General features: G+C 57.7%; 10 protein-coding genes. 6 read left to right on the top strand and 4 right to left on the bottom strand.

What is annotated here, in order from left to right:
• Positions 1–2: 2 nt before the first annotated feature.
• The 5 genes from CE168_RS06435 to pknB are packed head-to-tail and all read left to right on the top strand — an operon-like array spanning position 3 to position 7,723.
• Complete coding sequence (locus CE168_RS06435) at positions 3–1,619, top strand: PP2C family protein-serine/threonine phosphatase (protein WP_099571675.1); 1,617 nt, start codon at positions 3–5, stop codon at positions 1,617–1,619.
• On the top strand, positions 1,616–3,241 hold the full coding sequence (locus tag CE168_RS06430; protein ID WP_099571611.1) for an FtsW/RodA/SpoVE family cell cycle protein: 1,626 nt from the start codon (positions 1,616–1,618) through the stop codon (positions 3,239–3,241). Before CE168_RS06435 ends, CE168_RS06430 begins: the two co-directional genes overlap by 4 nt.
• Entirely contained in the window at positions 3,238–4,704 is a 1,467-nt protein-coding gene (locus CE168_RS06425) for a peptidoglycan D,D-transpeptidase FtsI family protein (protein WP_099571610.1), read from the top strand. Before CE168_RS06430 ends, CE168_RS06425 begins: the two co-directional genes overlap by 4 nt.
• A complete protein-coding gene (locus tag CE168_RS06420; RefSeq protein ID WP_003833608.1) occupies positions 4,701–5,645 on the top strand; it encodes a serine/threonine-protein kinase in 945 nt (314 codons plus the stop codon). Before CE168_RS06425 ends, CE168_RS06420 begins: the two co-directional genes overlap by 4 nt.
• The gene (gene pknB, locus CE168_RS06415) at positions 5,642–7,723 is read left to right on the top strand and encodes a Stk1 family PASTA domain-containing Ser/Thr kinase (RefSeq protein ID WP_099571609.1); all 2,082 of its coding nucleotides are present in this window, start codon (positions 5,642–5,644) and stop codon (positions 7,721–7,723) included. Before CE168_RS06420 ends, pknB begins: the two co-directional genes overlap by 4 nt.
• 193 nt (positions 7,724–7,916) lie before the next feature.
• Here the strand turns inward: pknB and CE168_RS06410 are convergent, their stop codons facing one another.
• The 3 genes from CE168_RS06410 to CE168_RS06400 all read right to left on the bottom strand — a co-directional run bounded on the left by CE168_RS06410 (position 7,917) and on the right by CE168_RS06400 (position 10,666).
• Entirely contained in the window at positions 7,917–8,561 is a 645-nt protein-coding gene (locus CE168_RS06410; RefSeq protein WP_099571608.1) for an anthranilate synthase component II, read from the bottom strand.
• 188 nt (positions 8,562–8,749) lie between these two features.
• Positions 8,750–9,841, bottom strand: coding sequence for a class E sortase (locus CE168_RS06405; protein ID WP_099571607.1), 1,092 nt, complete (start codon positions 9,839–9,841; stop codon positions 8,750–8,752).
• A gap of 3 nt (positions 9,842–9,844) precedes the next feature.
• Positions 9,845–10,666, bottom strand: coding sequence for a DUF881 domain-containing protein (locus CE168_RS06400; protein WP_099571606.1), 822 nt, complete (start codon positions 10,664–10,666; stop codon positions 9,845–9,847).
• 117 nt (positions 10,667–10,783) lie between these two features.
• Between CE168_RS06400 and crgA the strand changes: the two genes are divergently transcribed.
• The gene (crgA, locus tag CE168_RS06395; protein WP_099571605.1) at positions 10,784–11,269 is read left to right on the top strand and encodes a cell division protein CrgA; all 486 of its coding nucleotides are present in this window, start codon (positions 10,784–10,786) and stop codon (positions 11,267–11,269) included.
• A 265-nt stretch (positions 11,270–11,534) separates the two neighbouring features.
• Here crgA and CE168_RS06390 read toward each other — a convergent pair whose 3' ends face one another.
• Positions 11,535–12,935 carry a class I SAM-dependent methyltransferase gene (locus CE168_RS06390; RefSeq protein WP_099571604.1) on the bottom strand — a complete coding sequence of 467 codons (1,401 nt, stop codon included), beginning with the start codon at positions 12,933–12,935 and terminating at the stop codon, positions 11,535–11,537.
• Between the last annotated feature and the right edge of the window lie 321 nt (positions 12,936–13,256).

Raw genomic sequence — 13,256 nt, 5'->3', positions numbered from 1 at the left:
GTTTGCCGACTTCCCCCGCTTCACAACCGCTGTTCATGTATTCCACCGTCGTTTCCGACGTGGGTACCGTACGTTCCAACAATCAAGATTCCGCGTTCGCAGGCGAGCATCTGATCGCCATCTGCGACGGCATGGGAGGCCATGCGGGAGGCGACACCGCCTCCACCATCGCCATCCGTTCGCTGGCCCACATCGAGCAAGACAATGTGCAGGGCGATGTCCAGATTATTGCCCACATGCTGAAAACCTCGGTGATGGCCGCGCATGACGCGATCGTCGGTAAGGCGAAACGTGAACGTCGCCTCGCGGGCATGGGCACCACCGTCACTTCCGTCGCACTGGTTGCGGGATATTGGGTTGTGGCGCATATCGGCGATTCCCGCGCGTATCTACTACATGACGGCCGTTTGATCCGCATGACATCCGACCACAGCTACGTGCAGCATTTGATTGATACCGGCCGCATCAGCGAGTCCGAGGCGCGCAATCATCCGCAGCGCAACGTCGTGATGCGGGTTTTGGGCGATTTCGATATCGACTCGCGCCCGGACATCGCCGTACGCAAGGCGCATCCGTCCGACCGTTGGCTGCTATGCTCCGACGGCTTGTGCGGCGTGCTTGAGGATTCCACGTTGCAGGAGGTGCTATCCACCTGCTCCGATCAGGAAGAATGCGCTCAACAGCTGGTTTCAATGGCGCTTCGTGCCGGCAGTACCGACAATGTCACCGCGGTCATCGCCGACGCGACGCTCGCCCTCGACGCGGACACGTTCGACCTGCCACATCAGACACCGCTGGTCGGCGGCGCGGCCAGCGCAAGCCTCGAACCGATCGCCGACATCATCAACGAGCCGGTCGCATCCGCACCCGCACTGCGCGAAGGTAAGAAGTCGCCGGCGGCCCGCGCGGCGGCATTGCGCAACGGTAAGAATCCCGACGAAAACGACAATCCTCAGGAACAGCGCGTGGCACAACCATCCACAGTACGCGAGGAAAACGGCGACCGCACCAATCCCGATACCGGAGAAATCCCCGTCGTACAAAAGGATGACGGCCGTATTTCCGCCGATCCAAACGATCCGGAAGTCGCCAAAGCCATCCACAACGAACATATCGAGCAACGCAAGACGAAGCGATCACGCACCCGACGCAACCGCGTGATCGCCATCATCATCACCATCGTGATACTGCTAGGGCTGGCAGGCGGCGCTTTCGCAACCTACCGCTGGAGCCAAACCAAGTACTATATCGGCGACAATAACGGCGAAGTGTCGATTTTCCAAGGCGTGCCGACCAGTCTGTTCGGCTTCCAGCTATCGCATGCCATCACCGACACCAATATGAAGACGAGCGAACTGCCGCCAAGTTGGCAGGAGCAACTCGCGCAGGGCATTTCCTTCGATACGTACGGCGAGGCGAAAACGCATACGCGCCTGATTAAAAAGCAGCTGAAACAGCAGCAGGACGCCGAAGCGCAGAAGGTGCAAAACAAGACGAACAGCGGATCCGACAGCAAGTCGTCAAGCAAATCCTCTGATACGACTTCCGACAAATCGTCAAGCAAATCAGGTGATTCGAGCAACGCTTCGGCAGACAAGTCAGGCGGTGACCAGTCATGATGGCAACCCGTCTGAAGCAATTCGGCCTACTCTTGTTCAGCATGCTGATTTGCGGCGTCTCATTCTTCCAGATGTTCGAACGCACCGCTGGCGGTTTTCCGCATAGTTACCTGTGGATGCTTGCATTCGTCGGCGCATTGTTCCTGACTGCCTGGGGATTGCTGCTGCGGTTCCAGCCGTACGCCAACCAAGCGATCATGTGCTGCGTGATGGTGCTGACGGGCACCGGCATCATGATGATCGCCCGCATCGATCAGGATTTGAACACGTCCGTCGCGTTCAAACAGTTGCTTTGGCTGTCGATCGCGCTGGTTGTGGCGGATCTGCTGGTGATTTTCATGAAGGATTACCGTGTGTTGCGGCGGTTCTCGTACGTCAGCATGGTAATCGGTTTGGTGTTGCTGCTGTCGCCGATGCTTCCGGTGGTCGGTTCCGAACAGTATGGCGCCCGTATTTGGGTGAAGATTCCCGGTTTGGGATCGTTCCAGCCAAGCGAATTCGCGAAGCTGTTCCTTGCGTTCTTCTTCGCCTCCTACCTATATGACCACCGCGACCAGCTTGCGGTCGGCGGCAAGAAGGTGTTGGGCCTGCAGTTGCCGCGCATCAAGGATCTGGGGCCGATCATCGTGGTGTGGATCGTGTCGATGGGCGTGCTGGTCATGCAGCACGATTTGGGCACGTCGCTCATGTTCTTCGCCATGTTCGTATCCATGCTGTATGTGGCCACAGGGCGTACCAGTTGGATTGTGATTGGTTTCATCGCGTTCGCCGTGGGCGCGTTTGCGGCGGCCAACATTTTCAGCCATGTCGGCGCCCGTGTTGGCGCCTGGCTGCATCCGTTCGACTCGACGCAATACAACAAGGAGTATGGCGGCTCATACCAGCTCGTCACAGGTATTTTCGGCTTGGCATCAGGCGGCTTGATGGGCACCGGCCTTGGGCAAGGTCACCCGTCGCTCACTCCGATCGCCAACTCCGACTACATCTACGCGGCACTTGGCGAAGAGCTGGGTCTCACCGGCCTGATGGCCATTCTGATGCTCTATTTGCTCATCATCGCCGCCGGGATGATCACTGCGATGAAAATCAAGGATGGGTTCGGCAAACTTCTCGCATCGGGCCTCGTGTTCACCATGGCCTTCCAGGTGTTCACCGTGGTGGGAGGCATCACGTTAGTCATACCGCTTACGGGTTTGACTCTTCCGTACATGGCCGCCGGCGGATCCTCACTCATAGCGAATTACATGTTGGCAACACTCTTAATGGTGATTTCCAACTCGGCAAACAAACCCGAATCCGATATCGACAGCGACACGTTCCAATACGAGGCGATGCAGGCACTGAGCGCCCGCAAGCAGAGCCGCGCCCGCAGAAGCGTTGCCTCCGAGCAATCCGCTGCACAATCGCAAGCTGTTTCACAAGCAGCCACGCAAGCCGTTCCGCAAGTCGCCATACCGGCCACCATGCAGCAATCGCAGGCAACGGAAATCATCTCCACGGAAACGCCGGTCGCAGGCACGCCAATCGTGCCCCCTGCTCCCCCATCGAATGGGTTCGGCACAGCTGACATGACGAGCACGCCGAACCCATCGGGCAACACGTCAGAGGGGAGCCAAGCATGAATAAATCACTTCGCCAACTGTTCACCATCGTGGTGGCGCTGTTCGTCATTCTGGGCATGTCCACCACGATCATCACGGCGATTCGCGCGAACCAGCTCAACAGCGACCCGCGCAACACCCGCGCCCTCTACCACGAGTATGGTGCTCCGCGTGGCGCGATTCTCGCGTCGGACGGCTCCGTCATCGCCAAATCCGACCCGTCGAACGACGCGTTCTCCTATCAGCGCTCCTATGCGGCCGGCGAGCTGTATGCGCCGGTCACCGGCTTCTTCTCCATCAGCCAGCGCGGTTGGAGCGGTATCGAAGCCTCGCGCAGCTCGCTGCTGTCGGGCCAATCCGACCAACTGGTGTGGCAGCGGTTCAAATCGCTGTTCACCGGCCAAGAGAACAAGGGCGCGACCATCGAAACGTCCATCGATCCGAAGATCCAGCAGGCCGCCTACAACGGTCTCGCCAACAATGACGGCGCGGCCGTGGCCATCGAAGTGAAGACCGGCCGTATTCTCGCCATGGCGAGCACGCCAAGCTACGATCCGAACCAGCTGGCAAGCCACGACACGTCCGAAGCGAACGGCAACTATTCCACGCTCTCGCAAAACGAATCGAACCCGATGCTCAACCGCGTCACCTCCCAGCTGTATCCTCCGGGATCCACGTTCAAGACGGTGGTGGCGGCCGCCGCGTTGGAAACGGGCGAATACCAGACTGACACCGAGATTCCGGCCGGATCGAGCTATACGCTTCCAGGCACGGCCACGCAGTTGACGAACGACGTGTCGCAGGCCGACGGTTCGGATGGCAAGATCACGTTGGAAGACGCGATGGCGTATTCGTCGAACACCGCATTCGCCCAGCTGGGAGTGGCTTTGGGTGACGAAAAGGTCTCATCCATGGCCGAAAAACTTGGTTTCGACAATCCGATCGCCGTCGACGGTTCCGAATCCACGGGCACGCCGTGGGTAAGCGTGGCGTCGAATTTTCCAACCGATGTGTCCGACGACAAGCTCGCCTTGGCGTCCATCGGCCAGGGAGACACCGTGGCGACCCCGCTACAGAACGCACTGGTGGCTGCTGCAGTGGCGAACGGCGGCAAGGTCATGCGCCCGACGTTGGTGGATTGCGTGCGTTCCTCCGATCTGTCGGTCATCTCGCAGACCAAGCCGCGGGTGATGAGCCGCGCGTTCAGTTCGGACACCGCGGGCAAGCTCACACAGATGATGGAAGCCGTGGTCACCAAGGAAAACCAGAATCTGGCCATCGACGGCGTGCAAGTAGCAGCGAAAACCGGCACCGCGCAGATCGGCGACGGCAACACGTCCATCGACGGCTGGGTGATAGGATTCGCCCCTGCGGATGATCCGAAGATCGCCGTTGCCGTGGTGGTGCACAATGTGGACTTGTATGGCTCGTTCGCCGCAGGACCGATTATGAAAGCGATGATGCAGGAGGCGCTGGCAGAGTGAAACTGATTGAAGGACAGCTCATCCACCGACGCTACAGGTTGGATGCCCGTCTAGCCCAAGGTGGCATGGGCGAAGTGTGGAAAGGCTACGACATCCAGTTGGGCCGACCAGTGGCCATCAAGGCGTTGCGTGGCGATTTAGGGGTCACGCAGGAGGCCAAACTGCTTCGCTTGCGTGCGGAAGCGCATAATTCCGCCAATCTTGCACACCCGAATATCGCCGCGTTGTTCGAATATTACGAGCATGACGGCATCGGCTTCCTCATTATGGAGTATGTGCCCAGCAAGTCGTTGGCCGACCTGTTCCACGAGCAGAATGGTCCGATGGAGCCGACCCGCTTGCTGCCGATTCTCATCCAGACCGCCCGTGGCCTGTTCGTCGCCCATTCGCATGGCGTGATCCACCGCGATGTGAAGCCGGCGAACATCATGGTGTCCGATTCCGGCGAGGTGAAGATCACCGATTTCGGCGTCTCCTACTCCACTAATCAGGAACAGATCACGCAGGATGGCATGGTGGTGGGCACCGCGCAGTACATTTCCCCGGAGCAGGCGCAGGGCCAGCATGCCACACCTCAATCCGATATCTATTCGCTTGGCGTCGTCGCCTACGAGGGTCTGTGCGGGCATCGTCCGTTCACGGGTGCCACGCCGGTTGACATCGCCGCAGCCCATGTCAACAATCCGGTTCCGCCGCTGCCTGACTCCGTCGATGTGCAGCTGCGTGAATTCGTCATGTCAATGCTGGCCAAGGATCCCCTTGACCGTCCGAAGGACGCGTTGACGGTGTCGCGCACATTGTCCCGCATCGAACGCCGTCTGCTCGACCAGCAGACACAATTGGCTGACACGATGGTGGTGCCTACAGGTGGAAGGCTTCCGCGCCGCGTGGTTAGCAGACCTCATATCTCCTTGATCACTGATGGGAAGGAACAGGGATGAACATCAACATGCCTACCTCTTTGGCTGGTGAACGTTACCAGCTCGGCCAACTGGTCGGCCGTGGCGGCATGGCCGAAGTGCACGTGGCGCTCGATACGCGTCTTGGGCGTACCGTCGCGGTCAAGATCATGCGTGCCGACTTTGCCAACGACAAGATCTTCCTTGAGCGTTTCCGTCGCGAAGCCCATTCCGTGGCGCAAATGAACAATCCCAACATCGTGAACATCTACGATTCGGGCGAGGAAGTCGTCACCACCGAAACCGGCCAGACCGAGCATCTGCCGTATCTGGTGATGGAGTATGTCAAGGGCCAGACCTTGCGCGACATTCTCAAAGTGAACGGCGCTTTGAGTCAGCGCGACGCCGAACAGGTGATGATGGGTGTGCTCAACGCGCTCGATTATTCGCATCGCATGGGCATCATCCACCGCGACATCAAGCCCGGCAACATCATGATTTCCGAGCAGGGCGTGGTCAAGGTCATGGACTTCGGCATCGCCCGCGCGCTCGACGATTCCGCCGCCACGATGACGCAGTCACAGGGCGTGGTCGGCACCGCGCAGTATCTGTCTCCCGAGCAGGCGCGCGGCGAAAGCGTCGACATGCGTTCCGACCTGTATTCCGCAGGTTGTGTGCTGTATGAAATGCTTACTGGAAGACCGCCATTTACCGGCGATTCCGCAGTGGCGATCGCCTACCAGCATGTTTCAGAGGTCGCCACTCCCCCAAGTTCGGTTGTTCCAGGATTGCCGAAGATGTGGGATTCGATTTGTGCGAAAGCGATGGCGAAGGATCGTCAGAACCGTTACGCCACGGCTTCCGAATTCAAGAACGATCTGCTGACGTTCATGAACGGCGGTGTGCCGATGGCTGCCGCGTTCAATCCGTTGACCGATCTGACCAATATGAGGGCACGCAAGCAGGCCGAAATGACTGCGAATACCGTGGCCATGACCCCTGCCGGCGAAACGACCGCAACGCAGGCGTTCAATCCCGTCACAGGCCAGTTCGAGGCCGTGCCGAACCCACAGAACGGCGTTGCCACGAAAACCCGTGCGGAACAGCGTGCGGAGGCCGCGAAGGCACGCAAGAAGAAGCAGATCATTATCGGCTCCGTCGTGGGCGGTCTGGTGGCTTTGCTGGTCATTCTGGGCGTGTTCTTCATGCTGAACAAGAGCGACTCCGCAGCCGACATGGTGGAAGTGCCTGATTTCACCGCCACGGCGAATATTTCCGAGGCGCGCGTCGAAGAGCAGCTCGCAGCCAAAGGACTGAAGCTCGACGCCCGCGAAGATTCCGATTCGAGCAAGCCGAAAGGCACAATCACCAAGCAGAATCCAAGGGGCGGCAAGAAGGTTTCCAAGGGCTCCACGGTTTCCGTATGGTTCTCCACCGGCCCGCAGTCGGTCGCAGTGCCGGATGTGTCGAACAAGAGCCAGGACGATGCGAAGTCCATTCTTGAGGCCGCCGGCTTCAAAGTGGGCAACGTGCGTACGGTAGACAACGCATCCATCGAAAAAGACAAGGTGGTAAGCACTGATCCTGCCGCCAATTCGAAGCAAACCGAGGGCACGATCATCACGCTGTACATTTCGTCCGGCATGACCAAGATTCCCGACAATCTGATAGGACAGCCGAAGGATTCGGCCATTGCGCAGCTCAAGCAGGCCGGTCTGGCGCAAATCACCATTGAAAACGAGTATTCCGATTCCATCGCTTCCGGCGCTGTGACCCGTGTCGATCCAGGTGTCGGAAGCACGGTTGAGGCTGGTACCGCGGTCACAATTTGGGTGTCCACCGGCAAGCAGCAGATCAGCGTGCCCAGCGTGGTCGGCATGAGCTATGCGAATGCCAAGAGCCTGCTGGAAAGCTACGGCTTCCAGGTCACGGTTTCCGGTCCGGAGGATGGCACCGTCACGGACATGTCTCCAACCGCCGGCACCCAGTCCGACAGCGGAGCCACGATCACGTTGACCACCAAATCCTCCAGCGCCGATAATGGAGGCACCAACAGCAACAACAACGGCGGCAACAGCAACAACGGCAACAACAGCACCACTCCCGGCGAAGGCAACTGATCGATCGTCACAACCGCGATAGCCGCCATAAGTCACAATGAAGGCCCGACTGGAAATCCCCAGCCGGGCCTTCATTCTTACGATTGCGTTTTACGAAACCCACATTTTCCCGAGATGCGTTCCCGAGATTTTCGCGCGATTCACATATTCCGCGATCCCCTACAGTCCTTACGTTTCACGTGTTTTCGTGCCTTCAGGCCGCGACCTTCGGCTGCAATCCGGCGGAACGCTCCACCGCGTTCTCCTGCCCGCACACCTTCAGCCAGTTCGCAAGCAATCGGTAGCCGTCCTGCGTCATCACGGATTCGGGGTGGAACTGCACCGCGTACATCGGCTTGCTGCGGTGCTTAATGCCCTGCACGATGTGGTCGCTCTGCGTCCACGCGGTCACCACCAGATCTTCCGGCACGGAATCAGGCTCCACGGCCAACGAATGGTAGCGAGTGGCGGTCATAGGATTGGCCACTCCTTCGAAGATCTCGTCGTCGATGTGCTCCACCAGACTGGTTTTGCCGTGCATGATGGTAGGCGCATGGCTTACGGTGGCGCCGAACACTTCGGCCAGTGCCTGCATGCCCAAGCAAACGCCGAACATGGGCTTGGACTGCTCCGCGCATAGGCGGATCATGCCTTCGCTGGCACCGGATTCCGCCGGAGCACCAGGCCCTGGGGAGATCAGCACGCCGTCATATTCGTCGATCACACCGTCCTCGCTCGGGTCGATCGCATCGTTGCGCACCACCGTCACCGTGGCACCCAACGTCTTCAAATATCCGACGATCGTGTACACGAACGAATCGTAATTATCCACGACCAGAATGCGTGCGGAATCGGTCATCATGCTCCTATCGACGTTGGAATGCCGGCATCCGAATATTTCGAATCGTTCGAATGCTTCAAATCCTTCGAATATTCCGAATGCTTGCGTTGTGCGAATACTTGCGTTTGAACAGCAGTCTACGTGCGCAACATGTCATAGCATGACGCGCGTCTCACGCAGCAACCGCAGCAACTGCAAAAAGCGCCTTATACGGCCGTGTAATTCGACATTTCCTGCAATGTCGGAATATTCGTCGCAGCCCACGGGAACAACCATTCAAAGCACGATGCGGCCGCCGCGAAAATCAACAACGCCATCAGCACGAGTCGAATCGGAAGTACGCCCGGCTGCAATCGCATCAATCCTCCGTACAAGCTGAATTCCGGCTTTTCGCGACGTCCCGCGCGCACGTCGGCGAGGTACGGCCAACGCCATGCCACGAGCGCGGAAAGGAAGATGATCACGTATGCGGCAAGCGCGCCGAAAATCCACGGTTCAAGCGAGCTGACGGATGCGACGATCGACGATTTTTCGTTGTTGACGAATTTGACTTTGCCGTTGGAGTCGGTGGATGTGAGCTCCTGGGGGATGCCGTCGGACACTTTCGCCCAGTATGAGAATTCCGCGTAGCTGATCCAGCGGTGCGTCGGCGTGGAATATTTCGGTTCGCACGTAGTCATGGTCAGCATGCGTTTGGTCGGTGTAGCGCCGGGATTTTCGGGGTTGGCGGCGACCACTTCGATGTCGGTCGGCAGCACGATTTTGTAGCTCGTGTAGTGGTACACATACCAGTAATCCTGCGTGCGGATGATAATCGGGTCGCCTTCCTGCAGTTTGTCGACATCGCCGAGTGGCTGTCCGTAGCCGTTGCGGTGGCCTGCAAAAGCGAAGTTGCCGACTTGGCCGGGCATTTGCGAGTCTTTATAGTGGCCGAGGCCGTGTTTGTTGAGTTCGGTGAGGGAAGTTCCCTCAACGAGGTTGCGTTGCCATTGGCTGCCGAATCGCGGAATGTAGACTTGGGCGATCAGCTCACCTTCCTGCGCGCTTTGCGGTTGCGTTGGCGGGTCGCCTTCCTGCGCCTGCGCGATGGTGACGTTGTCGGATTGGCCCGGGTCGGACCATGATACGGATTGGCGCGTTTCGATTTGGTTGTGTTCGGCTTGCACGCCCGTCCACCACATTTGCCATGCGATGTAAAGCGCGCAGACGGCCGCTGCGGTCAGCATGAGTTCGGCGAGTATGCCAAGTATCGTCCATACCACGCTTTTGCGGCGTTGTCTATGTGCCACGTGCTTCATCGTTTACTTCCCCTCTTGCGATTCCTGCACATCTTGTAATTGCTGCGTTGCGTCCGTTTGCTGCGTTTCTTCTGTTCCGTCGCTCATCGCCTGCGCGTATTGCAGCGGCTGCTGCAGAGCGTCGGTCGCCTCGAAATGCAGTTTTTCTTTTTCTTCGACCTGCCAGCCTAAGCCGAACGCGCTGACGTACTGCCGGTATATAGTCACGTCCTGCGAATCGTCGAGCGCTTTTTTCATATTGTCGACCGGCCCGATCGCGGAAATGGTGAATGGCGGCGAATACTTTTTGCCCTGCAGGAGCAACACGTTGCCGGAGCAGCGCACCGCGGAGTTGAAGAGCACGCGCTGGTCCATGATCATCATGGATTCCGCGCCGCCCGCCCACAACGCGTTCACTACGGCTTCGATGTCTTGCTGGTGCACCACGTAATCGTTGATGTTGGATGTCGACCCGCTGGAGTCGACCATGTTTTCCCAGAGCGGCGAGTCGTCGAGCGTAACCACGAGTCCGGGGCCTTCCACCGCGGGCAGCAGGGTGCCGTTGCCTGCGCTTTCGCTGTCTTTCAGGTCGGTGTCGTCCTGGCTGCTCAGTGTTTTGCTCAGATCGTTCACGCGGGAGCTGAGCGCGTCGACTTCCGTCTGCAGGGAGTTGACTTTTTTCACGCGTTGTTCCACGAGTTCGGCGGTATCGTTGGACACCACGACGGAACGGTTCACGCGCAGGTTCGTGGCGAGTAGGAATCCGGAGAACATGAGCACGAGAAATGCCACCGCTCCGGCCACTTTCGACCGTTTCGCGGCGTGCTTTCCGGTGTGCTTCGCCATGCGGACCTTCCTGATTCCTGTTAAGCATTCGCTGTGATTGAGAACAGTTTTTACGCTGTGAGTTCGCCGCTTTCGAGTCTACCCACTATTATGACTTTTAGCCTATTAAAGGAGACTATGCTGATGGCTGACGAAGAGCTGCACGAAACCACCGCGGACGATCAGAACGATCTGCAGTCCACGGGTGACACCGCTGCCGTTGAAGAGGGCAACGAAACCGTTCAGGATGCCACTGAGGAAACCACCGTCGAATCCGCTTCCACTGATTCCGACGACGATGACGATCTCGACATTCCGATGGACCGCGTCGAAGCGGTGCTGAACGCCACTGTCGACAAGGATGCTCTGACCCCGCAGATGCAGCGCATGATGAACCGTCAGGCGGAAAACACCCGCCGCGTGGAGGAGACCATCAAGGGCACCAAGTCCAATCCACGCTGGTTTGTGCCTCTGTTCTGCACGCTGATGGTCATCGGCCTGATTTGGGCCGTGGTCTACTATCTAACCTCTGACTACCCGATTCCGAACATCGGCGCATGGAATCTGGCCATCGCGTTCTCGATCATCATGATCGGATTCATCATGACCATGTGGTGGCGCTGACCCACCGTTTCGCGTTTACTGTTTAGGCAGCCTCAGTAGCACGTTTGAAGCGAGGGCGTCTGCACTTCTTCGTACAGTCAGACGCCCTTTTCGCATACCCTTTTTACGATCCTTTCGCAAGCTTTTCGTAATTTTTCGCACTTGTCGTGCTTTCGGTGAGATTGCGTAATCTTTCGGACACTATCATCTTTCGCAATCGTCTTGCTATTTCTGCGACTCGCCTATCACTTGTCTCGTGCTTTTTCTCAATTTCCGGTTTGCTTGTTCAGATTTTCGACGTGCGCAGCAGCACATGACCGCCACCTTGCATGGTGGTACCAAACAGGTAGACCGTTCCACCGTCGGCAAGCTTCAATTTCTTGCGTAACTGCGGTGCCGTAAGCGGGAAATTACGTACCGCGATATTCGCTTGTTTCACACCATTCAGCAATCGTTTTGTATCTTTTTTATTCATGCTTCCGACTGCTTCAATCGCAAATCCTCGTCCCGGAAAATCGGCTATCTGCTGTTCCGACACGAACAGATGGCTGCTCGGACCGATCTGCGTCACACCGAATCGTTCTTCGACCAGATCGAAACAGCCGGCCTTCATAATCGACGCATTCGGCTCATACAAGTACCTTTTCGCATCCGGCAGCGGTTTGCCGCCAATGCGCAGGCCTTGCGTATATTTGGCGGAATCATAGTCGATCCGCTGATCGTCGTTCACGCAGAACACGTGCGGCGCAAGACGCTGGTACGAACCCGCACCATCCACGCTGTCGCGCGCATTCGCCTGCGCCGGCCGTCCCAGTACCAGCAGCAGTTCCTTGCATTCGTTGCCGGTGGCCACGATATGCACTTCGCGTACGGCCCCATCGAAATCGACGACTGCTTTGCGCCAGTCAAGCATCGGCGAGAGTTTGACCAACGTGAAGCGCGATTTGGCGAGCAGCAGGTCGCGCAATTCGAGCACATTCGGTGTGCAATCTTCGATGGCGTAAGTGCGCGAGCCATGCTCGTCGCGACGGGCCGGATCAAGGTAGATAAAGTCCACCGGATCCATCTGACTGAGGTATTCCACACCGTCGCTGCACACGATGCGAGCCTGGTCAAGCCCCAGCGCGGCCATATTGTGTTCGGCCAGTTCGCACAGGTGCCGTTGCCGTTCCACATAAGTGGCTTGGCTGAATCCGCGCGCCAGATATGAGAAGTCCACCCCGAACCCGCCCGTCAGATCCACCATAGCCCTCTTCGCCACCAATGTGTCCGATTCTCCAGAATCGGACATCCGTAAGCCCGTTTTAGCTTCTTGAGTGTCCGATTCGGCAGAATCGGACAAGTGGAGCGCACTTTTTGCCGTTTGCATGTCCGATTCGGCAGAATCGGACATTCTGGCGTGCACGGTTGCGGATGGTACGAGCAGGGTTTGTGTGATTTCGGACTTGTATTGGGCGGTGAACTGTGAGGAGCACTGCTCCATGGAAATGTGCGGAGGGTATACGATTCCCTCGCAGGAGGCCCATTGCGGCAGTTTTTTGCTTGCGATCTGCCATCCGGCGATCTGGTCGAGCGCCAACGGCAAATCGAGTCCGTCTACGCGCTTGGCTTTCAACGCCAGTTCGCGCACGTCCTCGTCGCGATGCATCGCCACGAATTCGCGCGTCTTGTCATTCATGATTGTCATTGGTGACGCACCTGATTTCGTTTTGTTGATTCGTCATCTATTATGGGGATTTTTTAGTTTCGCAATATGTGGATAAGTCGTGGATTATTGTGGACGAATGTGGATAGCGTCTATATCTTGTGGACAGTCTTGCGGCCATCCACAAGATATAGAACGGCATTTTTCCCCATTTTTTCGCTATGCACAGACGGTTTATCCACATTTTCTACCGTTGAAAAGCCGGGGAATTCGCCGTTTTGTGAATATCTCTGTGGATAATGCACCGAGTTATCCCCGGCTTACCCACAGTTCAACCCTCACTTATCCACAAGGTTATCCACA

Origin of the sequence: Bifidobacterium sp. N5G01, from assembly GCF_002742425.1 — a bacterium.
Taxonomy (GTDB): Bacteria; Actinomycetota; Actinomycetes; order Actinomycetales; family Bifidobacteriaceae; genus Bifidobacterium; species Bifidobacterium hominis.
This window is presented reverse-complemented; position numbering and strand designations above follow the sequence as displayed.

What these genes read in the sequence shown, in the direction of transcription:
- pknB (WP_099571609.1), top strand. Translation starts at nt 5,642, where the DNA reads ATGAACATCAACATGCCTACCTCTTTGGCTGGTGAACGTTACCAGCTC.
- crgA (WP_099571605.1), top strand. Translation starts at nt 10,784, where the DNA reads ATGCTGATGGCTGACGAAGAGCTGCACGAAACCACCGCGGACGATCAG.
- CE168_RS06430 (WP_099571611.1), top strand. Translation starts at nt 1,616, where the DNA reads ATGATGGCAACCCGTCTGAAGCAATTCGGCCTACTCTTGTTCAGCATG.
- CE168_RS06410 (WP_099571608.1), bottom strand. Translation starts at nt 8,561, where the DNA reads ATGACCGATTCCGCACGCATTCTGGTCGTGGATAATTACGATTCGTTC.
- CE168_RS06400 (WP_099571606.1), bottom strand. Translation starts at nt 10,666, where the DNA reads ATGGCGAAGCACACCGGAAAGCACGCCGCGAAACGGTCGAAAGTGGCC.
- CE168_RS06405 (WP_099571607.1), bottom strand. Translation starts at nt 9,841, where the DNA reads ATGAAGCACGTGGCACATAGACAACGCCGCAAAAGCGTGGTATGGACG.
- CE168_RS06390 (WP_099571604.1), bottom strand. Translation starts at nt 12,935, where the DNA reads ATGACAATCATGAATGACAAGACGCGCGAATTCGTGGCGATGCATCGC.
- CE168_RS06425 (WP_099571610.1), top strand. Translation starts at nt 3,238, where the DNA reads ATGAATAAATCACTTCGCCAACTGTTCACCATCGTGGTGGCGCTGTTC.